We start from the raw sequence: 22,988 nt of genomic DNA, 5'->3' as shown, positions 1-22,988 counted from the left end.
GGAGGGCGTCAACCCACATTGACGACGGCGGCGGGTGGCGTCGGGGTTCGGGGGCTCCGGGATCTCCGGCGGCTCCGGGGGCTAGACGGTGAGGACGATCTTGCCGAACACGTCGCCCGACTCCAGCTTCTCGAAGCCCTCGCGTGCCCGGTCCAGCGGCAGGGTCTCGTCGATCACCGGGCGGACGCCGGTGGCCGCGCAGAAGGACAGCAGGTCCTCCAGCTCGTCCTTCGAGCCCATCGTCGAGCCGACCACCTTGAGCTCCAGGAAGAAGATCCGGGTCAGCTCGGCGTGCGCGGGGCGGTCCCCGCTCGTGGCGCCCGAGATGACCAGGGTGCCGCCGGGGCGCAGGGACTTGACCGAGTGCGACCAGGTGGCGGCGCCGACCGTTTCGATGACCGCGTCGACCCGCTGGGGGAGCCGCGCGCCGGGCTCGTAGGCCTCCACGGCGCCCAGCTCGACGGCGCGCTTGCGCTTGGCCTCGTCGCGGCTGGTCGCGAAGACCCGCAGGCCGGCCGCCTTGCCGAGGACGATGGCGGCCGTGGCGACCCCGCCGCCCGCGCCCTGGACCAGGACCGAGTCGCCGGGGCGGACGCCGGCGTTGGTGAAGAGCATGCGGTACGCGGTGAGCCACGCCGTGGGCAGGCAGGCGGCCTGTTCGAAGGAGAGCTCGGCGGGCTTGCGCAGGACGTTCCAGGCGGGGACGGTGACCTGCTCGGCGAAGGTGCCCTGGTAGCGCTCGGTCAGGATCGAGCGGGGTTCGTCCGGGCCGACTCCGTGGCCGGTCTGGCCGATGACGGAGTGCAGGACGACCTCGTTGCCGTCCTGGTCGATCCCGGCGGCGTCACAGCCGAGGATCATGGGGAGCTTCTCCTCCCCGAGGCCGACCCCGCGCAGCGACCACAGGTCGTGGTGGTTGAGGGAGGCGGCCTTGACGTTCACGGTCACCCAGCCGGGACGGGCCTGCGGGGCCGGGCGTTCGCCCAGCACGAGGCCGTTCAGCGGCTGGTCACGGTCGATTCGGGCAGCGTAGGCAGCGAACATGGCCGCGAGGCTACCGCCCGGTAGCCCGGGTATCCAGGGGCGGCCCGCCCCGGCCGGTTTCCGGCGATCCGGCCCGGGCGGACGGAAGTGGGGCCCGGCCGAATCATTCGGCCGGGCCCCACTTCGTACAGCCGGTGCAACGCTTAGGCCAGGCGGGCCACGCCGTCGGCCTTCGCCGCCGCGGCGACCGCGGCCGTGACGGCCTCGGCGACGCGTGCGTCGAACGGCGACGGGATCACGTAGTCGGCGGCGAGCTCGTCACCCACGACGCCGGCGATGGCGTCGGCGGCGGCGATCTTCATGCCCTCGGTGATCCGGGTCGCGCGGACCTTCAGCGCGCCCGCGAAGATGCCGGGGAACGCCAGCACGTTGTTGATCTGGTTCGGGAAGTCCGAGCGGCCCGTGGCCACGACCGCCGCGTACTTGTGCGCGACGTCGGGGTGGACCTCCGGGTTCGGGTTGGCCATGGCGAAGACGAAGCAGTCCTTCGCCATCGTCGCCACCGCGGCCTCGGGGACCGTACCGCCGGAGACGCCGATGAAGACGTCCGCGCCGGCGAGGGCGCTCTCCAGGGAGCCGGTCTGGCCGGTCTTGTTCGTCAGGCCCGCGATCTCCGCCTTGACGTCCGTCAGGTCGGAGCGGTCGGCGGAGACGACGCCCTTGCGGTCGGTGACGCAGACGTCGCCGATGCCCGCGTCCACGAGGATCTTGGCGATCGCGATGCCGGCGGCACCGGCGCCCGAGATCACGGCGCGCAGGTCGGCGAGGGTGCGACCGGTGAGCTTCGCGGCGTTGCGCATGGCGGCCAGCGTCACGATGGCCGTGCCGTGCTGGTCGTCGTGGAAGATCGGGATGTCCAGCGCCTCCTGGAGGCGGCGCTCGATCTCGAAGCAGCGGGGCGCCGAGATGTCCTCCAGGTTCACCCCGCCGAAGGACGGCGCGAGGCGGATCACGGTCTCGATGATCTCGTCCGTGTCCTTGGTGGCGAGCGCGATCGGAACCGCGTCGACGCCACCGAACTGCTTGAAGAGAATGGCCTTGCCCTCCATCACGGGGAGGGAGGCTTCCGGCCCGATGTCACCGAGTCCGAGCACGGCCGTACCGTCGGTGACGACGGCGACCACGTTGGACTTCCAGGTGTACTCGTTCACGAGCTCGGGCTGCTCGGCAATGGCGCTGCAGACCTTCGCAACGCCGGGCGTGTACGCCAGGGACAGGTCGTCCTTGTTGTGGACCGGCACGGTGGCCACGATGGCCATCTTGCCGCCCCGGTGCAGCGCGAACACCGCATCCGGGTTGTTGTCCGTCACGCTGTCGCTGCGAGGATTGACGATCTCCGCTGCCACTGTCTTAACCCCTTAAGTCTTTGAATCGTTGAGGGTGGCCACTCCTGGTTAAGGGGTGGGCGGGCACCGCGTCCGTCTCCGCGACGACGGTTGTAGGCCCGTCTCCGCGAAGGGGAGGTTCGTACGCGCGGGCGCGCCGCACGCGCGCCCTGAGCCCCGGATGAGGGGTGTAAGGATCTGTTCTACCCGAAGAACACTCACCCAGACGAGTCGATTCCCGCTCGACCATAAGCTCCTTGTCCCGGTTTTGGCGAAAAGTCCAAACCTCTCTGTCCGATGGGCGAGACGCGCCGTAAAAAGTGCGGCAAAAGGGCCAGGTCACGGCCGTTCGTGCGGCTCTGAGGGGCCTTGTCCGCAGTCCTGTTGGGTACGAAGCGGCTGCCGTTATCCGATTTTGACCTGACGGGCTGCCTGAATGACTCAGTCCGAATGGCAAGATGCCCCTAATCACACAAGGTCGCGACACTCGATGGGGCGTGCCCGACCGCTTTTCGATGCTTTCCACCTGCCGGAGGAACCAGCTCATGACCGCAAGCACCACCCGCCGTACGACCGCCGCCCGGTCCCGGATCGCCGCGGTCGGCGCGATCGCGGTCGCCGGCGCCCTGATCCTCACCGGCTGTGGAGACCAGACCGAGAAGAAGGGGTCCGGGGACGCCACGAAGCCCAACACGGCCCCCCTCTTCTCCGCCCTGCCGAAGAAGATCCAGGACGCGGGTGTCATCAAGGTCGGCACGGACGCGGCGTACGCGCCGATGGAGTTCACCGAGGGCGGCAAGATCGTCGGTGTCGACCCCGACATCGCCGAGGCCCTGGGCAAGCAGCTCGGTGTGAAGTTCGAGTTCACCTCGGGCAGCTTCGACGGTCTGATCACCTCGATCTACTCCGGCCGCCAGGACGCGATCATGTCCTCGGTCACGGACAACGAGAAGCGCCAGAAGGGCCTCGACGACGAGGGCAAGCAGATCGGCAAGGGGATCGACTTCGTCGACTACTTCTCCTCCGGCGTCTCGCTCCTCGTCAAGAAGGGCAACCCGCAGAACATCAAGTCCCTGGACGACCTCTGCGGCAAGACCGTCGCCGTCCAGCGCGGCACGATCTACGAGGACACCTTCAAGGCGCAGGCGACGAAGTGCGGTGACAAGAAGCTCACCATCGAGTCCTTCGACACCGACGCCGAGGCCCAGACCCGCGTCAAGGCCGGCGGCGCCGTGGCCGACCTGAACGACTTCCCGGTCGCCGCGTACATCGCGAAGACCTCGGGCGGCGGCAACGACTTCGAGGTCGGCGGCGCGCAGTCCGACGTCGGCCTCTTCGGCATCGGCGTCAGCAAGGAGAACACCCAGCTGCGCGACGCCCTGAAGCAGGCCCTCGACGCGATCATCAAGGACGGCTCCTACGCCAAGGTCCTGGAGAAGTGGAACGTCAAGGACAGCGCCGTGCAGTCGGCGACGGTCAACGCAGGCAAGTGACCCGTGCGGACCGGTGGGCGCTCCGCGCCCCCGGTCCCTGGTTCCTGAGCTCCACTGAAGGGCAGTCATTGTGACTGACAAGATCGACAAGGATCCGGCCGCGACCCCGCCGGCCGGACCCGGCGCCTCGGGTACCCCGTACGAGGCCATCAAGGCAATTCCCGTGCGGCACTACGGCCGCTGGATCAGCGGCGTCGTGGTCATCGTCCTGCTGGGCTGGCTGGTCTACGCCTTCTCCCAGGGCAACGTGATCTGGAAGACGGTCGGAGACAAGCTCTTCGACCCCTCGATCATCGCCGGCCTCGGCAACACGGTGATCATCAGTGTGTCCGCGATGGCGCTGGGCCTGGCGCTCGGCATCCTCTTCGCGGTCATGCGGCTCTCGAAGAACCCGGTGACGAACACCGTCGCGTGGCTCTACATCTGGTTCTTCCGCGGTACCCCGGTCTACGTACAGCTGCTGGTGTGGTTCAACCTGTCGCTGATCTTCCAGTACGTGAACCTCGGCCCGATCTACAAGCAAGAGACCGTCGAACTGATGACCCCGTTCATGGTCGCGCTCCTGGGCCTCGGCCTGAACGAGGGCGCGTACATGGCGGAGATCGTCCGTGCGGGCATCCAGTCCGTCGACGAGGGCCAGAGCGAGGCCTCGCACGCGCTGGGCATGACGCAGACGCAGACCATGCGCCGCGTGGTGCTCCCGCAGGCGATGCGCGTGATCATCCCGCCGTCGGGCAACGAGTTCATCAACATGCTGAAGACCTCGTCCCTGGTGTCAGCGGTCCAGTACACGGAACTGCTGAGGGCCTCGTCGAACATCGGGTCCACGGCGGGCGCCATCATGGAGATGCTGTTCGTCGCCTCCATCTGGTACCTGGCCCTGACCAGTGTGTTCAGCGTCGGCCAGTACTACCTGGAGCGCCGCTACGCACGCGGTTCGCTGCGCTCCCTGCCGCCCACGCCGCTCCAGCGGCTGCGCGCCAACCTGAACATGTTCCGCCGTACGGAGGTGGCGAAGTGACCGCCCAGCCGATGGTCAAGGCCGAGGCCGTCCACAAGTCGTACGGCCCCGCCCACATCCTGCGGGGAATCGACCTCGAAGTCGCCCCGCGCGAGGTGTTCTGCCTGGTCGGTCCCTCCGGCTCCGGCAAGTCCACCTTCCTGCGCTGCATCAACCACCTGGAGCGCATCAACGCCGGGCGGCTCTCGGTGGACGGCCAGCTGGTCGGCTACCGCGAGAAGGCCGGAAAGCTCTACGAGCTGAAGGACAGCGAGGTCGCGGCCCAGCGCCGGGACATCGGCATGGTCTTCCAGCGCTTCAACCTCTTCCCGCACATGACGGCCATCGAGAACGTCATGGAAGCCCCGGTCATGGTCAAGGGCGAGAGCAAGGCGGTCGCCCGGGCGCGCGCCGTCAAGCTCCTCGACCGGGTCGGCCTCGGCGACAAGGGCGGGAACTACCCCACCCAGCTCTCCGGCGGTCAGCAGCAGCGCGTGGCCATCGCCCGCGCGCTGGCCATGGAGCCGAAGCTGATGCTCTTCGACGAGCCCACCTCGGCGCTCGACCCGGAGCTCGTCGGCGACGTCCTCGACGTCATGCGGGACCTGGCCGAGTCGGGCATGACCATGATCGTGGTCACCCACGAGATGGGCTTCGCCCGCGAGGTCGGCGACAACCTCGTCTTCATGGACGGCGGTGTCGTGGTCGAGTCCGGCCACCCCCGCGAGGTCCTGGGCAACCCGCAGCACGACCGCACGAAGGCCTTCCTCTCGAAGGTCCTGTAGGGCGGCGGCGTTCCACGCGTGAGGGGCGGTACGGACATCCGTACCGCCCCTCACGCATGACCGGCCCGCGCTGCGGGCCGGGGGCTACTTCAGCGCCAGCACCAGTCCGTCGGAGGGTGAGCGCCAGACCGTACGGGCCTCCGAGAAGCCGGCGCCGCGCAGCGTGGCCGCGTGCCAGGACTCCGGCGGGGTGTCGCCGTCGGCGTGCTCGCCGTAGATCTCGAAGCGGGCCTTCGTCGGCTCGGCGAGCGCGGGGTCGGCGGCCGCGAGCTCCCACCACTCGCGCCAGTCCAGCGCCCCGGCCGCCTTCGCCCGGTCCATCCCGCCGTGCCGGTGGGCGCGCTCGGCGGCGTTGATCCGGGGGGTGGCGGGGTCGGGCATGTGGTCGGCGTTCATGAACACCCCGCCGGTGCGCAGCAGCGGCGGGAGCTGCCCGTACAGGACGGCGAGGTCCTCGCTGGGCAGCCAGTGCAGGGCGGTGGCCGTCAGGACGGCGTCGTAGGAGCCGCCGGGGAGGGCGGCGCGCCAGTCGGGGTCCTTGAGGTCGGCGGTCACGAAGGTGACGCGGGGGTCGCCGGCGAAGTGGCCCCGGGCGATCGTCAACAGCGCGGGGTCGAGATCGACTCCCGTACTGGTGGATTCCGGGAACCTCTTGAGGACGCGGTCCGTGATACTTCCCGTACCGCACGCCAGATCGAGCACCCGGGGGGCCGTGCCGACCAGCGCCTCCACCATGTCCAGCATCACCCGGAACCGCTCCTCGCGGTCGGGCATGTACCACTCCTGCTGCCGGTCCCAGCTGTCCTGCCAGGCCTGCCAGTCGGGCGGGGCCGGATCGAAGCGTGCCGTACCGGAGCGTTCAGAGCGTGCTGTATCCGCCACGAAATCCTCCACGCGTAATACCCTCGAACATGTCTCAGCCGTTACGGAGACACTAATCCGCAGCCGTAAGGACTACAAGTGGAACTGGCCCATTACTCGGACTACGCCGTGCGCCTGGTCAACACCGAGGAGCCGGCCCGCAACAAGGACTCGCTGACCTCCGTGGACGCCGTCCGCGCGCTCTTCGGCGCCAGCGTGCAGATGGCCCGCCGGGTCACGGACGGTGACGTCACCCGCTTCCGCAACGTCCGCGGCCGGCTGCGCGGGGTCTTCGAGGCCGCCGACGGCGGGGACCACGTCCTCGCCGTCGACCTGCTGAACTCCCTGCTCATGGAGTTCCCGGTCAGCCCGCAGGTCTCCGGGCACGAGACCCTCAAGGAGGACGGCGGCCCGAACTGGCACATCCACCTGGCCGACCACCCCTCCAACGCCTCCGCCGGCTACGCCGCGATCGCGTGCTTCGGGCTGGCCTTCCACCTCACCGAGCACGGCCCGGACCGGCTCGGCCTCTGCCAGGCCCCGCCCTGCCGCAACGCCTACCTCGACACCTCCACCAACCGCTCCCGGCGGTACTGCTCCGACCGGTGCGCCACCCGCGCCAACGTCGCCGCCTACCGCGCCCGCAAGCGGCTGGAGGCCGAGGAGTCCGCCCACAGCGGGCGCAGCGCCGAGGAAGCCCAGGAGAGCCACGCCCTCAGCGAGCGCTGACCCTCCGCCGCGTGTTCCGGCCGGGGGCGCGGCCGGAAGCGCACCACCGCGGTCGCCAGCACCAGCTCGTCGGGGACCACCCCGTAGTCCGTGCTGTCGCCCGTCTCGTTGTACGGGTTGTCGCCCAGCACCCACCAGCCGCCCGGCCGCCGCTCCGCCGCCCGCTTGACGACCAGCAGGTCCTGCTGGAACGGGTGGCGCAGCACCACCACGTGGCCCGGCCGCACGGGTGCCCCGTAGCGGACCAGCACCTGGTCCCCGTTCTCCAGGGTCGGCGCCATCGAGGGGCCCCTCACCTCCACGGTGCCGATCCGTTTCAACGGCGACTCCCACTCCCGCGTCCGGCCGCGCGAGCGACTGCTCCCCGCCATCCGTGACCTCCTCACCAGCCCAGGTGCACTCTTCGTGCCCCCCGCATGCTGCCGCACTCTTCCGTACATTCGGTCACCGGCCCGGGCACACCCCTGGACTTTTGTCCCAACCCCAAGGGGGCGGCCGCGAAATCGTCTTTCTCACGGAGTAATCTCCCCCTTGAGAAGACGATCACGAGGAGGACAAACTCCATGCTTTCCCGCCTCTTCGCCCCCAAGGCGAAGGTCTCCGCCCACTGCGATCTTCCGTGCGGCGTGTACGACCCTGCCCAGGCCCGCATCGAGGCCGAGTCCGTCAAGGCCGTGCAGGAGAAGTACCAGGCCAACGACGACGCCGACTTCCGCGCGCGCGCCATCACCATCAAGGAGCAGCGCGCCGAGCTCGCGAAGCACCACGTTTCCGTGCTGTGGAGCGACTACTTCAAGCCGCCGCACTTTGAGAAGTACCCGCAGCTGCACACCCTGGTCAACGACACCCTGAAGGCCCTCTCGGCCGCCAAGGCGTCGAACGACCCGGCGACCGGCGCCAAGGCGCTGGAGCTCATCGCCGAGATCGACCGCATCTTCTGGGAGACGAAGGCCGCCTGATCGGACGCTCCCGTCCGATCGGCCTCGTCCCCGCGGGACGATGACGAAGGGGCCCGACCGCATCGCGGTCGGGCCCCTTCGTCGTGCCGGGGGCTACTCGTCGACTCGCCTAGTCGTCGTCTTCGTCGTCTTCGTCGTCCAGCCGGGCCAGCCACGTGGCGAGGCGCTCCACGGGGACCTCGAAGTCCGGGTTCAGGTCGACGAAGGTGCGCAGCTGCTCGGCGAGCCACTCGAAGGTGACCTCCTCCTCGCCGCGCCGCTTCTCCAGCTCCTCGATGCCGCGATCGGTGAAGTACAAGTCGGGCTCCGTGCGGTGGTCGGGTGTTCGGGTGTGTCCCGTCAGGATAATCCGCCGCCCCGCCGGGCCCGGACCTGACCGCTTTCCGCCGTTCGCGGAGCCCCTCGCCAGGGCAGGGATGAAGGGTCCGCGGCGGGAGGTATGCATGGATCACCCCGAGCCGAGCGACGGCGTGCTGCGGGCCCTCGGTTCCACCGAGCCGTCCGCCGAAGGGACCGCGCTGGTGTGCGGCGTACGGCGGGCCCGGCGGCTGCGGCTGCTGCGGGAGCTCGCGGAACTGCCCGGCGCCCGTACCGGGGAGGCGGCCGAGCGCTGGGCCCTGCTGGAGGAGGCCGGGCGGCGCGACCCCGGCGCGGCGGGCGACGTGGTGCACTATCCGGCCACCGGGGTGTGGGCCGAGGAGACGCTGCGCCGGCTGCGCGCGCGGCACGGGCCGCCCGCCGACCTCGGACACCTCGGGTCCCTCGCCGCCGCGGCGGCGCTGCGCGCCGGGATCGGCTTCAAGATCACGCTGCGGCCCGCGCACGGACGCCTCGCCCTGCCCACCCTCGGACTGCTGCGCCCGGACCGGCCGGGCCCGCTCGCCCTGACCGAGGGCTCCTGGGACCCCGGCAACCCGGAGACGCTGGCCCTGCACGCGCTGCCCGACGGCCGTACCGCCCTGGACGACCTGGACCCGTACCGCGCCCCGGGTACGGTGCCCGCCGCCCGCCGGCTCACCCCCAAGGGGCACAAGCGCTGGGACACCCAGTGGTCCGGGGCCCTCTCCCTGCTGCGGCGCTACGACACCGCCCGCGCGGAGGAGGCCGGCAGGCTGCTGCGCTGTCTGGTCCCGCTGTCCGGCATCTCCCGGTCCTACGGCGGGACCCTGCCCGCCGCGGCCGGCTCCGTCCTGGCACGGGCCCAGCCGCCGCCCGCGCTGGCCGCGACCCTCGTGTTCGAGGTGCAGCACGGGAAGCTGGCGGCCCTCGCGGAGGCGCTCCCGCTGCACACCGCCGACCGCACCGCGCGGTACTGGGCGCCCTGGCGGGCCGATCCACGGCCGCTGGAGGGGCTCCTGCGGGGCGCGTACGCGCATCTCGGACTGGCGGGCTACTGGCAGCGTGCGGCGCTCTACGGGGCCAGGGGGGCGTGGGCGCAGCACGCGCGGGTCCGGGCGCAGGTGGCGGCGGTGCTGCCCGTCCTGGACGCCTGCCCGGAACTCACCGCCGGCGGGCGGGTGTTCGTCACCTCCATGGTGGCGGCCGAGCGCGCCATGGACGGCGAGTCCTCGCCGGGTACGAGGTACGCGGTGGCCCGCGGGGTGGTGGAGCGGGACCGGATGGATTGGTGTGCGGCGCACCCCAACCTGGCCCCGTACGCGCCCGGCTGACGGCCCCGGGCCCGCCGCTGCGCGGGGCGAGGTCCCCTACCCGCCCTTCGCCCATCCCCCAGACTCCGTCCGGGGGGACCCCCAGCCGGGCTCTGCCCGGACCCGGTCCTCAAAAGCCGGACGGGCTGGATGTGGCTGAGGACGCCGGAAGGCCCGGCTCCCCGAGGGGGGCCGGGCCTTCCACTGTTCGAGCAAGCGCAGTGCTCAGGCCTCGAAGACCTCGTTCAGGAGGAGCTGCTGCTCCGCCTGGTGGCGCTTGGCCGAGCCGACCGCCGGGGACGAGCCGTGCGGGCGGGAGATGCGGCGCAGGCGCTCGCCGGCCGGGATGTCCGCGCCGACCGCCAGGTCGAGGTGGTCGATCAGGTTGAGCGCGATGAAGGGCCACGCGCCCTGGTTCGCCGGCTCCTCCTGGGCCCAGATGTACTTCGCCGCGTTCGGGAACTTGGCGATCTCCGCCTGGAGTTCGGCACCCGGGAGCGGGTACAGGCGCTCGATGCGGATGATCGCCGTGTCCGTGATGCCGCGCTTCTCGCGCTCGGCCTCGAGGTCGTAGTAGACCTTGCCCGCGCAGAAGACGACCTTGCGGATCTCGTTCGGGTCACCGGCTCCGGAGGAGACGCGCGTGTCGCCGATGACCGGACGGAACGACCCGGTCGTGAACTCCTCCGCCTTCGACGCCGCCGCCTTCAGACGCAGCATCGACTTCGGGGTGAAGACGATGAGCGGCTTGTGGTGCGGGTTGTGGACCTGCCAGCGCAGCAGGTGGAAGTAGTTCGACGGGAGCGTGGGCATGGCCACCGTCATGTTGTCCTGCGCGCACATCTGCAGGAAGCGCTCCGGGCGGGCCGAGGAGTGGTCCGGGCCCTGGCCCTCGTACCCGTGCGGCAGGAGGAGCGTGACGCCGGACGTCTGGCCCCACTTCTGCTCGGCCGAGGAGATGAACTCGTCGACGACGGTCTGCGCGCCGTTGACGAAGTCACCGAACTGGGCCTCCCAGAGGACCAGCGCGTCCGGGCGGGCCAGCGAGTAGCCGTACTCGAAGCCCATGGCCGCGTACTCGGAGAGCAGCGAGTCGTAGACGTTGTAGCGGGCCTGCTCGTCCGACAGGTAGAGCAGCGGGGTGTAGTCCTCGCCCGTCTCCCGGTCGATCAGGACCGCGTGGCGCTGGCCGAAGGTGCCGCGGCGGGAGTCCTGGCCGGACAGCCGGACCGGGGTGCCCTCCATCAGCAGCGAGCCGAAGGCCAGGGTCTCGCCCATGCCCCAGTCGATGGTGCCGTCGTCGATCATCGCCGCGCGGCGCTGCAGCTGCGGCAGCAGGCGCGGGTGGACGGTGACCGTGTCCGGGATGTTGACCTGGGCCTCGGCGATCCGCTTGACGACCTCCTGGGAGATCGCGGTGTTCACGAAGACCGGGAACTCCTGCGCGACCTGTGCGGGCGCCACCGGGGCGACCGCGGGCTGCGTGGCGGCCTCGCGGACCTCCGCGAAGACCTTCTCCAGCTGGCCCTGGAAGTCCTGGAGCGCCTGCTCCGCCTCTTCCAGGGTGATGTCGCCGCGACCGATGAGGGACTCGGTGTACAGCTTGCGCACCGAGCGCTTCTTGTCGATCAGGTCGTACATCAGCGGCTGCGTGAACGCCGGGTTGTCCGACTCGTTGTGACCGCGGCGGCGGTAGCAGATGAGGTCGATGACCACGTCCTTGTTGAACGCCTGACGGAACTCGAAGGCGAGCCGCGCGATGCGGACCACGGCCTCCGGGTCGTCGCCGTTCACGTGGAAGATCGGCGCCTCGATCATGCGGGCCACGTCGGTCGCGTACATCGAGGAACGCGAGGACTCCGGGGCGGCGGTGAAGCCGACCTGGTTGTTGATGACCACGTGCACGGTGCCGCCGGTGCGGTAACCGCGCAGCTGCGACATGTTCAGCGTCTCGGCGACGACGCCCTGGCCCGCGAAGGCCGCGTCGCCGTGCAGGGCGACGGGCAGGACCGTGAAGTCCGTGCCGCCCTTGTTGATGATGTCCTGCTTGGCGCGGACGACGCCCTCCAGGACCGGGTCCACCGCCTCCAGGTGCGAGGGGTTCGCGACGAGCGAGACCTTGATCTGCTCCCCGTCCAGGCCCGTGAAGGTGCCGTTGGCACCCAGGTGGTACTTGACGTCGCCGGAGCCGTGCATGGACTTCGGGTCGAGGTTGCCCTCGAACTCGCGGAAGATCTGGGCGTACGACTTGCCGACGATGTTCGCGAGCACGTTCAGGCGGCCGCGGTGGGCCATGCCGATCGCGACCTCTTCGAGGCGGGCCTCGGCGGCCGAGTCGATGACGGCGTCGAGCAGCGGGATGACGGACTCGCCGCCCTCCAGGGAGAAGCGCTTCTGGCCGACGTACTTCGTCTGCAGGAAGGTCTCGAAGGCCTCCGCCGCGTTCAGCCGGCGCAGGATCCGCAGCTGCTCCTCGCGCTCCGGCTTGGAGTGCGGGCGCTCGATGCGGTCCTGGATCCAGCGGCGCTGCTTCGGGTCCTGGATGTGCATGAACTCGACGCCCGTGGTGCGGCAGTACGAGTCGCGCAGCACGCCGAGGATGTCGCGGAGCTTCATCATCGACTTGCCGGAGAAGCCGCCGACCGCGAACTCGCGCTCCAGGTCCCACAGGGTGAGGCCGTGCTCGGTGATGTCGAGGTCGGGGTGCTTGCGCTGCTTGTACTCCAGCGGGTCGGTGTCGGCCATGACGTGGCCGCGGACCCGGTAGGAGTGGATCAGCTCGAAGACGCGGGCGGCCTTCGTGACGTCGTCGTCGTGCGAGGCGTCGATGTCCCGGAGCCAGCGGACCGGCTCGTACGGGATGCGCAGCGCCTCGAAGACGTCGTCGTAGAAGCCGCTCTCGCCGAGCAGCATGTTCGCGACGATGCGCAGGAACTCGCCGGAGGCCGCGCCCTGGATGACCCGGTGGTCGTAGGTCGAGGTCAGGGTCATGACCTTGGAGATGCCCAGCTTGTTCAGGGTGTCCTGCGAGGTGCCCTGGAACTCGGCGGGGTAGTCCATGGAGCCGACGCCCATGATGACCGACTGTCCGGGCATCAGGCGGGGCACGGAGTGGACGGTGCCCAGGCCGCCGGGGTTGGTGAGGGAGACCGTCACCCCGGTGAAGTCGTCCATCGTCAGCTTGCCGATGCGGGCCCGGCGGACGATGTCCTCGTAGGCCTGCCAGAACTCGAAGAAGTTGAGGGTCTCGGCCTTCTTGATGCCGGCGACGACGAGCTGGCGGTCTCCGTTGGGCTTCACCAGGTCGATCGCCAGGCCGAAGTTGATGTGCTCCGGCTTGACCAGGGTCGGCTTGCCGTCCTTCTCCGCGAAGGAGTAGTTCATCGACGGCATGGCCTTGATGGCCTGCACCATCGCGTAGCCGATGAGGTGGGTGAAGGAGATCTTCCCGCCCCGGGCGCGCTTCAGGTGGTTGTTGATGACGATGCGGTTGTCGAACAGCAGCTTCACCGGGACGGCGCGGACGGACGTGGCCGTCGGCACTTCCAGCGAGGCGTTCATGTTCTTGACCACGGCAGCCGCCGGGCCGCGGAGCGTCACCAGTTCGGGGCCTGCGGGGGCCTCGGTGGCGGGCGCGGCCTTCTGCGGGGCTACGGAGGGGGTGGTGGCCGGAGCGGCCTGGGAGGCGGGGGCAGCCGGTGCGGCGGCGGCCGGGGCCTGGGAGGTGACAGTCACAGCAGGGGCACCAGAGGGGGTGGCAGGTACAGGGGCAGGTGCTGACACGGGCGTCGTGGGCGCAGCGACGGGGGTGGCAGGCGCGAGGCTCGCCGTCCCTGTGGCGGCGGCGTCGGAAGCCTGCGGTGTCGCGGCGGTGACGGGAGCGGCGGCCTGTGCGGAGGCGCCGTCCGTCGTCGTCGCGGCGGGGGGAGCGGGCCGGTCCGTGGGCTTATCCGCCTTCACCGGAGCGACAGCGCCCCCCGGCTTGTAGTCGGCGAAGAAGTCCCACCAGGCCCGGTCGACCGAGTTCGGGTCCTGGAGGTACTGCTGATAGATCTCGTCGACGAGCCACTCATTCGCGCCGAAGCCTGGGGCGGGGTTCTTCCCGCCTTCTCCTGCTTCGGTCGTGGTGCTCGAGTTACTGGGGGACTGTGGCGACACGGCGGCAACCGCCCTCTTCCGCTTCACAAGGTATGGACAGCGGGAATAAAGGCTACGCCTCCCAGGCCGTGAGATGCAGACCGGGCGGGACTTACGTCGCGTAGGTCACATCGAACGGCGGGTTTCACCACCAGGAATGGCGGGAAACAAGCGTGGTTCGGGCAGGAGACACCGCGGTTGCGGCCCCCTGGCTTCGCACCCCTGACGGACCCCGGCGTGTGTGGCCGAGATCATGTCCTTCCCACTCGAACCCTACGTCAACTCGGTGCCTGCGAGCTGCCCGGAAGTGTGACAAGGATCCGGCAGCCCCGTGACGATTCGGCCACTCCGATGTGGCCCCCGTGCAGGCCGACCGCCCAGCGGGCGATGGCCAGGCCCAGGCCCGTGCCGCCGTCGCCGCCCCGCGCGCTGCCCCGGTTGAACCGCTCGAAGACCCGGTGGCGCTCCGCCTCCGGGATGCCGGGACCTTCGTCCCGGACTTCGAGCACCAGACCTCCGGGCGCGTCGCCCGCCCGGGCGTGCACCGTGACCCGGCCGTGCGGGGGGCTGTGCTTGACCGCGTTGTCGATCAGGTTCGCCACGACCTGGTGCAGCCGCTCGGCGTCCGCGTACGCCGTCAGGTCCGGCGGGGACACGTCCAGGTGGAGGTGGACGTCGTTGCGGGTGTGCCCGCCCGAGCCGGAGGACAGCCCCGGCCGGCCGGCGGCCGCCAGGCCCGACTCCTTCAGCACCCCGGACAGATAGGGCCACACCTCGAAGCGGCGGGCCCGCAGCGGCACCACCCCGTTGTCCACGCGGGAGAGGTCCAGCAGGGTCTCCACCAGCCGGCCGAGCCGCTCGGTCTGCTTCAGGGCCGTGCGCATGGTCTCCGGGTCGGCGGCGGAAACCCCGTCCACCACGTTCTCCAGCACCGCCCGCAGGGCCGCGATCGGGGTGCGCAGCTCGTGCGAGACGTTGGCGACGAGCTCCTTGCGGTGCCGGTCCACCGCCTCCAGGTCGTCCGCCATCAGATTGATGGTGGAGGCCAGGTCGCCCAGCTCGTCGCGGCGGCCCGCCCCGCGCACCCGGCGCGTGTAGTCCCCGTGGGATATCGCCCGGGCCACGGTGGTCATGTCGTCCAGCGGCGCCGTCAGGCTGTGCGCCACGAACTGGGTGATCAGCATCGAGGCGATCACCGAGAACACCGTGATGAAGCGCACCTCGGTGGCCGTGCGCAGGGCCACCATCAGCAGACCTGTGGTGATGAAGACCGACACCACCACGAGCGTGCCCAGCTTGGTCTTGATCGAGAACGGGGAGAAGGGCCGCAGCCCCCCGGTCGGCCGCTGCCCGGGCGGCCGGTAGCCGCTCACGGCTGTGCCGGGGTCTCCAGGGCGTACCCGACGCCGTGGACCGTACGGATCCGCTCGGCGCCGATCTTCCGGCGCAGCGCCTTGATGTGGCTGTCGACCGTACGGGTCCCGGACGCGTCGGCCCAGTCCCACACCTCGGCGAGCAGCTGCTCCCGCGAGAGCACCGCCCGCGGGGTCCCGGCCAGGCACACCAGCAGGTCGAACTCCGTCGGCGTCAGGTGCACGTCCTCGGTGTGCACCCGGACCCGGCGCTGCGCGTGGTCGATCTCCAGATCGCCGAGGCGCAGGGTGGCCCCGCGCGGGGCGTGCGCGGCCAGCGTGGCCCGCTCCACCCGCCGCAGCAGTACGTGGACCCGCGCGGCCAGCTCGCGCATCGAGAAGGGCTTCGTCATGTAGTCGTCGGCGCCGACCCCCAGGCCGACGAGCATGTCGGTCTCGTCGTCCCGGGCCGTGAGCATCAGCACCGGGACGGGCCGCTGCGCCTGGACCCGGCGGCAGACCTCCAGGCCGTCGAAGCCCGGCAGCATGACGTCCAGGACCAGCAGCTCCGGCAGCCAGCTCTCGGCCGCGGCGACGGCCGCCGGTCCGTCCGTGGCCGTCTGCACCTGGAAGCCCTCGGCGCGCAGCCGCGCCGCGATGGCCTCCGCGATCGTGTGGTCGTCCTCGACGACGAGTACCCGGCGTTGCGCGCCGGGGGTGGCCGCGGCGCCGTTGTGGGTGGTGGTGTGCGTCTGTTCCATGTCCCGCCCCTGAAGATCCCGCGTGATAGGGGTGCAGCGTAGAGGAGCGGCTGAGCTCCGGCCATGACGGGTTCGCTGCGCGGGTTCGTTGCCGGGGCCTCTGCCCCCGGACCTGCGGTTCAAACGCCGGGCGGGCTGGAAGATCCAGCCTCGCCGGCGTTCGAGGCGCGGGGTCCGGGGCGGAGGCCCGGGGGTTTACGGGTCCGGGGCTCCGCCCCGGGGAACGGTGGAAGGGCGGGTAGGGGACTTCGCCCCGCAGGGCTGCGGCGCTACAGGGTCAGGCCGTGGCCGTGGGGGAAGACCGGGTCGGCGGTGTCGTTCGGAACGTCCGGGCGGGAGGCCGCGACGGCCGCCATCGAGCGCGGGAGCTCGAAGGGAAGGCGCCCCTCGGCGGCGGCCCGCCCGAAGGCCACGTCCAGGAGGGCCGCGTCCGAAGCCCCGTAGTCCGCCATGAGCGCGGCCGCCCGCTCCGCGATCTCGGGGATCACCGCGGCCCGCTCCAGATTGATGCAGACCAGGGTCGGGACGGCGTCCAGGAGGGCCAGGATCTCGGTGAGCTCCGCCTCGGGGAAGGCCAGCGAACCCGAGTGGAAGAAGGACTCGAAGATGTTGCTGCGGGGCTCGTGCGGGGTGCGCAGCCGCAGCACCGCCAGGTCCGCCTCGGCCGGGTCGGACACGAGGTCCCCGTACGCCGCCGCGACCTCCGCGTCCACGTCCTTGACGTACAGCTTCGGCCGGCCGGAGACCGGCAGGGTCGTCCCGGTGTTGGTGAGCACCGTCAGGGAGCGCCGCTGGGCCGCCGCGCCGGCCGCCGTGAAGTCGGCGCGGCCGACCGTCTCGGCCGCCGCGTCCGGGTCCACGTACGGGTTCTCGAACAGGCCGAGGACGAACTTCTCGCGCAGCAGCCGGCGTACGGACGCGTCGATCCGGGCCTCGGGGACCCGGCCCGAGCGGACCATCTCCACGATGACCGCGGGGCACTGCTCCCCGCCGAACTGGTCCGAGCCCGCCTCCAGCGCGCGGGCCGCCCGCTCGGAGACGCTTCTGTGCTCCAGGCCCCAGGCGCGGGCCGGGTGCGGCTCGCCGAAGATCGTCGATTCGGTGAGCAGGCCCCAGTCGGTGCACACGATGCCCTGGAAGCCCAGCTCCTCGCGGAGCAGGCCCGTCACGACGCCCTTGTTGAAGCCGAAGCCGACCTCTTCCCAGTCGGTTCCGATGGGCTGGCCGTAGTACGGCATCATCTGCGAGCAGCCGGCCGCGATGGCCGCCTTGAACGGCTCCAGGTGGTGCTCGCGCATCCCGCCCGGGTAGATCTGCTCCTTGCCGTGCGCGAAGTGCGGGTCCTCGCCGTCCTTCTGCGGGCCGCCGCCCGGGAAGTGCTTGACCATCGCGGAGACCGAGGCCGCACCGAGCGCCTCGCCCTGCAGGCCCCGTACGTAGGCCTGGACGAGCTCGCCCGTCAGCTTCGCGTCCGAGCCGAAGGTGCCCGACTGGCGGGCCCAGCGCGGCTCCGTGGCCAGGTCGATCTGCGGGTGCAGGGCGACGCGGAAGCCGACGGAGAGGTACTCGCGCCGCATGATGTCGGCGAACTCGAAGACCAGCTCCGGGTCGCCGATCGCGGCCATGCCGATGGCCTCGGGCCAGGCGGAGAAGGCGCCGGCGTTGAAGGAGGCGCCGACGTTGTCGGTGAAGGAGTGCCGCGGGTCGGTCGACAGGGTCACCGGGATGCCGAGGCGGGTGCCTGCGGCCATCTCCTGGACGGCGTTCTGCCAGGTCGCCATCTCGCGGGCGCCGTAGCTGCCGAGGAGGTTGAAGTGCGTGAGGTGGCGGCCCTCGATGAGCTCGGGGGTGGTGAACGGGAGGATCGAGCCGTCGGTCTCGGTGACCGGGGTGCCGTCCGCGTTCATCATCAGCATCGAGTGGAAGAGCTGGCCGGCCTTCTCCTCCAGGGTCATGCGGGAGAGCAGGTCCTCGACGCGGTCGTCGACGGGGAGGGCCGCGTCCCGGTAGGGGAGGGTGGCGGGGGTGGTCGGGGGCGTCGGGGTCGCGTTCATGGCGGGGCTCCTGAGGAGGTCGGTCGCGCGGGAGGTCGCGGGGGCGGGCTGGGGAGCGGGCGGGGGCGGGGGAGCGGGCGTGGGGGAGACGGTGGGGGCGGACGCGGGGGCGGGCCCCGTCGGGCGGGCCGTCACCTGACCGAGCGGATCAGCTGGACGAGGGCGGCGCCCACGGCCGCCGCGATGCCGCCGACGAGGAAGAGGGCGCCGTAGTTGCCCCCTCCGCCGATGGCGAGGACGAACGGCGCGAGCATCGGGACGAGGGACTGCGGGAGGGCGTTGGCGATGTTCAGGACGCCCATGTCCTTCGCGGCGGTCTCCGGGTCGGGCAGGACGGCGGCGGCGAGCGCCACGTCGACCGCGAGGTAGAGGCCCTCGCCGAAGCCGAAGACGGCCACGGCGAAGAGGAACATCCCGACGGTGCCCGCGGTGGCGATCAGCAGCAGCCCGATGCCGATGACGAAGGCGGACGCGAGCACGAAGGGCTTGCGGCGCCCGGTGGCGTCGGACAGCCAGCCGCCGGCGAGGGAGCCGACCACGACGCCGCCGACGGTGACGAGGGTGGTGGTGAACATCTTCGAGGCGACCTCGCCCTCGGCGACCCCGAGGCGGTCCATCAGGAAGTACACCTGGTAGCTGGTCACGCAGGCGATGCCGATGAACACCAGGAAGCGGCTCGCGAAGTTCCACGCGTAGTCGGGGTTCTGGCGCGGGTTCACCCAGAAGCTGTGCAGGAACTCCCGCCAGGTGTACGGGGCCACGGACTCGGCGCGGGCCGGCCGGTCCGGCATCACGGCGGCCAGCACGCACACCCCGAGGAGGCCGACGGCGGCCGGGACGATGAAGGCCAGCGCCATGTCGTCCGTGAACAGCTGCGCGAGGAAGCTGCCCGCCACCATCGAGACGGACAGCATCATGCCGACCATGCCGGAGACGCGGCCGCGCTGGTGGTCCGGGATCAGGTCCGGGATGCAGGCGGTGACCATGCACAGGGCGGCGTTGCAGCCGAGCTGCGCGATGGCCCAGCCGACGAGCAGCGTGGTGACGCTGGAGCCGAGGCCGACGACGGTCAGCCCGACGGCGGCCACCGCCATGCCGCCCACGAGCCAGGGCCGGCGGCGGCCGAACCGGCTGGTCGTGCGGTCGGAGAGGGCGCCGAAGAGCGGGTTGCCGACGAGGGCGAGGAGGGCTCCGACGGAGAGCACCTTGCCGAGGGCGGCGCCGCGCTCGGCCTCCGGGACGATCTGGGCCACGCGCAGGGCCAGGGTCACCACGATCGGGGTGAAGACGGCGATGCAGACGCCGAGCTGGGCGGCGACCAGGCCGAAGATCAGCTTGGCGGGGGCGTCGGCCGGGGTGGCCGGATCGGGTCGGTCGGTGGCGTCGAGTGCTCTTCCGGGGTCCTGCGTGAGCGGCATGGGGGCTCCAACGTCTCCGCGTCGGCCTCGTCGCCGACCGGGCGGTTTCACCGTAGGCGCGAAAACCGTGCACCCACTAGGTTTTTGTGGAGTGAGCTGGATCACTCCATCGGGATGGCCGGAAACGGTCGGGTTTAGGGTGGTCCGCATGGCACAGGACAAGGGCCGAACGGCCCCCAAGGCGGCGGCCGCCCGGGGCGGCTACGCGGTGGGCGACGCCCGTCGCCAGAAGATCCTCGACACCGCCGTCGAGCACTTCGCGCAGTGGGGCTTCCACGCCTCCTCGCTCGCCCGGATCGCCAACGACTGCGGGATCACCCAGGGCGGCCTGCTCCACCACTTCCGCGGCAAGGAGGACCTGCTGCTGTCCGTCCTGGCGCAGAGCGAGCAGCACGACGTCGAACGGCTCTTCAGCGGGCCGCCGCAGGAGCTCCCCCCGGTCGCCGCGCACTTCGCCGCCGTGGTCGCCCTCGCCGAGGACAACGCCCGCCGGCCCGGGCTCGTACGGATGTACAACACGCTGGTCGGCGAATCCGGCAACCCGGGCCACCCCGCGCACGCCTACTTCCGGCAGCGCTACGCCCGGGTCCTCGGCTACAGCGTCGACCTGCTCCGGGCGGGCGTCGCGCGCGGCGAGGTGCGGCCGGACACGGACTGCGAGGCCGTCGGCCGCGAGCTCATCGCGGTGATGGACGGGTTCCAGATCCAGTGGGTGCTGGACCCGGAGGGCGTGGACATGGCGGTCCTGCTCCGCGGGTACCTGGACCGGCGGCTGCGGGAGGTCGCGGTGGCGGGAACGGGGCTGTGACGGGGCGGTAGGGGCTCGACGTACTTGCTGTGCTCGACGTACTCGCTGTGCTCGACGTACTTGCTGTGCTCGCTGTGCTCGGTGCGTTCGGCGTGCTTCAGCGCGGCTCGAAGGGCGGCAGGGCGCTCAGGACCCCCTCCAGGGGCCGCGGCAGCGTGGTCTGGTCGGCGGCGACCTCGTAGCCGCCGTGCCGGAAGGCGTACGTGAACGCGTCGAAGACCGGTTGGTCGGGCATCGAGATCCGCGGCAGGCGGGGGAAGTCCGCCTTCTGGAGGGCGGTGCGCAGCTTCGCGAGGGCGGCCGCCGAGAGCTTGTCCCGGTCCACCGTCTCGGCCTTCGCGTTGAGACGCAGGAACGATCCGTCACCCTTGATGATCAAGGTGCTGGTCTTTCCGGCGATGCCCCCGCTGCGGGTGACCGCGACGAGCGTCTCGCCGGCGCCGGGCAGCGAGGCGCTGGGTGCGGGGGCGGGCGCGGAGGTGCTCGGCGCGGGCTGCGGGGCGGGACCGGTCGTACCGGTGCCCGGGTCCGGGCTCTGGCCGGCGCTCTGGCCGGGGGACGGGGTCCCCGGGGCGTCCGTCGCCGTCCCGGACGGGGTGCTCGTGGCGGCGCCGGTTCCGGTGCCCGCACTCGCGCCCGTGCTCCCGTTCGGCTTCGGGGAGGCCCCGTCCTTCGACCCGCCGAAGGAGCACCCGCCCAAGGCGGCCACCACGGCCAGCGTCGCGGCCGCCGCCGCCAAGCCCACTCGCCCACCACGTGCTCGCACGCCCCACCCCCGCAGGTATCCGGCTGAACCCCGAGTATGGAGTCAGCACCACCCGCACGGATAGCACCCGGAGGCCGACATCCGCCGCTTCGCCCTTTGGCGCTGGCTGCCGCCGCTCACCGCCTTCGCGCTCGGCCTCTGGGGCCTCTCGCGGGGCGGGTCCATGTGGCGCGACGAGTCCGTCACGTGGCAGGTCGGGCACCGGCCGCTCGGGGAGCTCTGGGAACTGCTCGGCCAGGTCGACGCCGTCCACGGCCTCTACTACCTGCTGATGCACGCGGTCTTCGCGGCCACGGGCACCGCCCCCTCCGACCCCGGCCTCTGGGCCCTGCGCCTCCCCTCGGTCGCCGCCACCGCCCTGGCCGCCGCCGGCGTGGCCACGGTGGCCCACCACCTGACGGGCCCGCTGCGCGGCGGGAGGTCCGGCCGCGGAGGGCCCGGCGACCCCGACAGGCCGGGCGGTGGCGACGGGCCCGGCGGCCCCGGCCGGGCCTGCCGGGCCGGCCGGGTCGCCGTGGTGGCCGGGGTCGGGTATGCGTTGCTGCCGCCCGTGCAGATGTACGCCCAGGAGGGGCGCTCGTACGCGTTCGTCGCCGCGGCCGTCGTCTGGGCCACGTACCTGATGCTGCGCGAGCGCTGGGTCGCCTACGCCGTGGTGCTGGTGCTCGGCTGCTGGCTGCACGAGTTCGCCGTACTGGCGCTGCCCGCGCACGCGTGCGCCGCCTGGCGCTCGCGCGGCTGGCGGCTCGCCGCCGGGGCCGTGGTGGTCGCGCTGCTGCCGCTCGCGCTGGTCAGCGCGCGGCAGGCGCAGCAGCAACTGGGCTGGCTCGGACGGCCGAGCTGGCAGGACTGGGCGGCGTACGGGGTCCTCGCGGCCGCCTCGCTGCTCCTGGCCCGGGGGGCCGCGCGGGAACTCGTACGGGTCGCCCTGCCACTGGCGTTGCTGCCGCCCGGGCTGCTGCTCGCGGTCTCGCTGGTGCACCCCTGGTACGTGGACCGGTACGTCCTCTACGCACTCGCCGGCCTCGCCCTCCTCGCGGGGGAGCGGCTCGGCACGGCGCGGGGGTGGTGGGTGTGGCCGCTGGTCGGGGTCCTGCTCGTCCCCGTCGGGTTCTGGTCCGCGTGGCTGCGCACTCCCGAGAGCCGCAAGGACGACGCGCGGGCCGTGGCGGCGGCCGTCCGTGAACTCGCGCGCCCGGGCGACGCGGTGCTGTTCCTCCCTTCACGGCGGCGCGAATGGCTGTTGTCCTCGCCGGAGGCCTACGGATCCCTGCGCGACCTCGCCCTGTCCCGCACCCCGGCGGTTTCGCGGAGCCTCCAGGGCGTGGAGCGGACTCCGGAGGAGATCCAGGCGGCCCTGCTGGACCCGGCCGTCGACCGGGTGATCGCCCTGCTCGACCCGGCGGGACAGCCGGTGGACGGCTACCCGGCCGAGGCGGTGAAACGCCAGACGCTGGTCTCCCACTTCGACCTGTGCTCCGTGACGGACGTGCGCGGCGCCCGCGTGGCCCTCTTCGCCCGCCCGGGCAACTGCCCGTAGCTCCCGGCGGGTCGGTGGGTCGGCGGGTCCGGTTGTTCGGGGCCGGCCGGTCCCCTGGCGGTCGGCGGATCCGCTTCTGGGCCCGACCCGTCTCCCCGTGGGCCCACCCGTCCGCTCCCGGGTCCGCCGTCCCCTCGCGGGGTCGCCGGGGTCCGCTCCCGGTCCGGCCGTCCGCTCCCCGGTGGCCTGCGCCGCCCAAGGGCCCCTTTGACCTCTTCCCCGCTTCCCCTCGGCCTGCGCCCGGGTGGCCTGCGCCGACCGGCGGCGCCCCGCCGCGGGGTGGGCCTGCCGTGGGGGCGCAACGCAC

At 71.6% G+C, this 22,988-nt stretch carries 19 protein-coding genes; 8 read left to right on the top strand and 11 right to left on the bottom strand.

Annotated elements, in window-relative coordinates; genetic code table 11:
• Positions 1 to 81: 81 nt before the first annotated feature.
• On the bottom strand, positions 82 to 1,044 hold the full coding sequence (locus tag AC3IX6_RS11385; RefSeq protein ID WP_389691427.1) for a zinc-binding dehydrogenase: 963 nt from the start codon (positions 1,042 to 1,044) through the stop codon (positions 82 to 84).
• A gap of 143 nt (positions 1,045 to 1,187) precedes the next feature.
• On the bottom strand, positions 1,188 to 2,390 hold the full coding sequence (locus AC3IX6_RS11380; RefSeq protein WP_327304596.1) for an NAD(P)-dependent malic enzyme: 1,203 nt from the start codon (positions 2,388 to 2,390) through the stop codon (positions 1,188 to 1,190).
• Positions 2,391 to 2,914: 524 nt separating this feature from the next.
• Here AC3IX6_RS11380 and AC3IX6_RS11375 point away from each other — a divergent pair.
• The 3 genes from AC3IX6_RS11375 (at position 2,915) to AC3IX6_RS11365 (ending at position 5,647) form a co-directional block, all read left to right on the top strand.
• Positions 2,915 to 3,862, top strand: coding sequence for an ABC transporter substrate-binding protein (locus AC3IX6_RS11375; RefSeq protein WP_489370022.1), 948 nt, complete (start codon positions 2,915 to 2,917; stop codon positions 3,860 to 3,862).
• Between the two features lie 70 nt (positions 3,863 to 3,932).
• Complete coding sequence (locus AC3IX6_RS11370) at positions 3,933 to 4,883, top strand: amino acid ABC transporter permease (protein WP_489370021.1); 951 nt, start codon at positions 3,933 to 3,935, stop codon at positions 4,881 to 4,883.
• Positions 4,884 to 4,894: 11 nt separating this feature from the next.
• Positions 4,895 to 5,647, top strand: a complete 753-nt coding sequence (locus AC3IX6_RS11365) for an amino acid ABC transporter ATP-binding protein (RefSeq protein WP_327309262.1) — start codon at positions 4,895 to 4,897, stop codon at positions 5,645 to 5,647.
• A gap of 84 nt (positions 5,648 to 5,731) precedes the next feature.
• Here AC3IX6_RS11365 and AC3IX6_RS11360 read toward each other — a convergent pair whose 3' ends face one another.
• Positions 5,732 to 6,421: a class I SAM-dependent methyltransferase gene (locus tag AC3IX6_RS11360; protein WP_489371411.1), complete on the bottom strand. Its 690-nt coding sequence runs from the start codon at positions 6,419 to 6,421 to the stop codon at positions 5,732 to 5,734.
• 186 nt (positions 6,422 to 6,607) lie between these two features.
• On the opposite strand from AC3IX6_RS11360, the gene AC3IX6_RS11355 reads away from it, so the two are divergent.
• Complete coding sequence (locus AC3IX6_RS11355; RefSeq protein ID WP_489370020.1) at positions 6,608 to 7,237, top strand: CGNR zinc finger domain-containing protein; 630 nt, start codon at positions 6,608 to 6,610, stop codon at positions 7,235 to 7,237.
• Here the strand turns inward: AC3IX6_RS11355 and sodX are convergent.
• A complete protein-coding gene (sodX, locus tag AC3IX6_RS11350) occupies positions 7,141 to 7,608 on the bottom strand; it encodes a nickel-type superoxide dismutase maturation protease (RefSeq protein WP_489370019.1) in 468 nt (155 codons plus the stop codon). The two genes, AC3IX6_RS11355 and sodX, sit on opposite strands and share 97 nt — an antisense overlap.
• Before the next feature lie 192 nt (positions 7,609 to 7,800).
• On the opposite strand from sodX, the gene sodN reads away from it, so the two are divergent.
• On the top strand, positions 7,801 to 8,196 hold the full coding sequence (sodN, locus tag AC3IX6_RS11345; protein WP_030709803.1) for a superoxide dismutase, Ni: 396 nt from the start codon (positions 7,801 to 7,803) through the stop codon (positions 8,194 to 8,196).
• A gap of 109 nt (positions 8,197 to 8,305) precedes the next feature.
• On the opposite strand, the gene AC3IX6_RS11340 is transcribed toward sodN, so the two are convergent.
• Positions 8,306 to 8,494, bottom strand: coding sequence for a DUF6104 family protein (locus tag AC3IX6_RS11340; protein ID WP_351975005.1), 189 nt, complete (start codon positions 8,492 to 8,494; stop codon positions 8,306 to 8,308).
• A gap of 145 nt (positions 8,495 to 8,639) precedes the next feature.
• Here AC3IX6_RS11340 and AC3IX6_RS11335 point away from each other — a divergent pair, with 145 nt between their 5' ends.
• On the top strand, positions 8,640 to 9,866 hold the full coding sequence (locus tag AC3IX6_RS11335; RefSeq protein ID WP_489370018.1) for an aKG-HExxH-type peptide beta-hydroxylase: 1,227 nt from the start codon (positions 8,640 to 8,642) through the stop codon (positions 9,864 to 9,866).
• Positions 9,867 to 10,070: 204 nt separating this feature from the next.
• Here the strand turns inward: AC3IX6_RS11335 and AC3IX6_RS11330 are convergent, their stop codons facing one another.
• The 5 genes from AC3IX6_RS11330 to AC3IX6_RS11310 form a co-directional block, all read right to left on the bottom strand.
• Positions 10,071 to 14,003 carry a multifunctional oxoglutarate decarboxylase/oxoglutarate dehydrogenase thiamine pyrophosphate-binding subunit/dihydrolipoyllysine-residue succinyltransferase subunit gene (locus tag AC3IX6_RS11330; protein ID WP_489370017.1) on the bottom strand — a complete coding sequence of 1,311 codons (3,933 nt, stop codon included), beginning with the start codon at positions 14,001 to 14,003 and terminating at the stop codon, positions 10,071 to 10,073.
• Positions 14,004 to 14,260: 257 nt separating this feature from the next.
• Positions 14,261 to 15,355: a HAMP domain-containing sensor histidine kinase gene (locus AC3IX6_RS11325; protein WP_489370016.1), complete on the bottom strand. Its 1,095-nt coding sequence runs from the start codon at positions 15,353 to 15,355 to the stop codon at positions 14,261 to 14,263.
• Positions 15,352 to 16,095 (bottom strand): response regulator transcription factor, encoded by a 744-nt coding sequence (locus tag AC3IX6_RS11320; RefSeq protein WP_489370015.1) that lies wholly within the window; start codon positions 16,093 to 16,095, stop codon positions 15,352 to 15,354. Before AC3IX6_RS11320 ends, AC3IX6_RS11325 begins: the two co-directional genes overlap by 4 nt.
• 269 nt (positions 16,096 to 16,364) lie before the next feature.
• Entirely contained in the window at positions 16,365 to 18,149 is a 1,785-nt protein-coding gene (locus AC3IX6_RS11315; protein WP_489370014.1) for a glycoside hydrolase family 3 protein, read from the bottom strand.
• Between the two features lie 131 nt (positions 18,150 to 18,280).
• On the bottom strand, positions 18,281 to 19,567 hold the full coding sequence (locus tag AC3IX6_RS11310; RefSeq protein ID WP_489370013.1) for an MFS transporter: 1,287 nt from the start codon (positions 19,565 to 19,567) through the stop codon (positions 18,281 to 18,283).
• Between the two features lie 148 nt (positions 19,568 to 19,715).
• On the opposite strand from AC3IX6_RS11310, the gene AC3IX6_RS11305 reads away from it, so the two are divergent.
• Positions 19,716 to 20,375, top strand: coding sequence for a TetR/AcrR family transcriptional regulator (locus AC3IX6_RS11305; RefSeq protein WP_489370012.1), 660 nt, complete (start codon positions 19,716 to 19,718; stop codon positions 20,373 to 20,375).
• A 97-nt stretch (positions 20,376 to 20,472) separates the two neighbouring features.
• Here AC3IX6_RS11305 and AC3IX6_RS11300 read toward each other — a convergent pair whose 3' ends face one another.
• Positions 20,473 to 21,120 carry a hypothetical protein gene (locus AC3IX6_RS11300; protein WP_489370011.1) on the bottom strand — a complete coding sequence of 216 codons (648 nt, stop codon included), beginning with the start codon at positions 21,118 to 21,120 and terminating at the stop codon, positions 20,473 to 20,475.
• A gap of 184 nt (positions 21,121 to 21,304) precedes the next feature.
• Between AC3IX6_RS11300 and AC3IX6_RS11295 the strand changes: the two genes are divergently transcribed.
• The gene (locus tag AC3IX6_RS11295; protein WP_489370010.1) at positions 21,305 to 22,681 is read left to right on the top strand and encodes a glycosyltransferase family 39 protein; all 1,377 of its coding nucleotides are present in this window, start codon (positions 21,305 to 21,307) and stop codon (positions 22,679 to 22,681) included.
• Positions 22,682 to 22,988: the final 307 nt, after the last annotated feature.

The sequence above is a fragment of the Streptomyces sp. GL_141 genome (assembly GCF_057834385.1).
The sequence above is the reverse complement of the archived record's forward strand: the minus strand, read 5'-3'. Positions and strand labels throughout refer to the sequence as shown.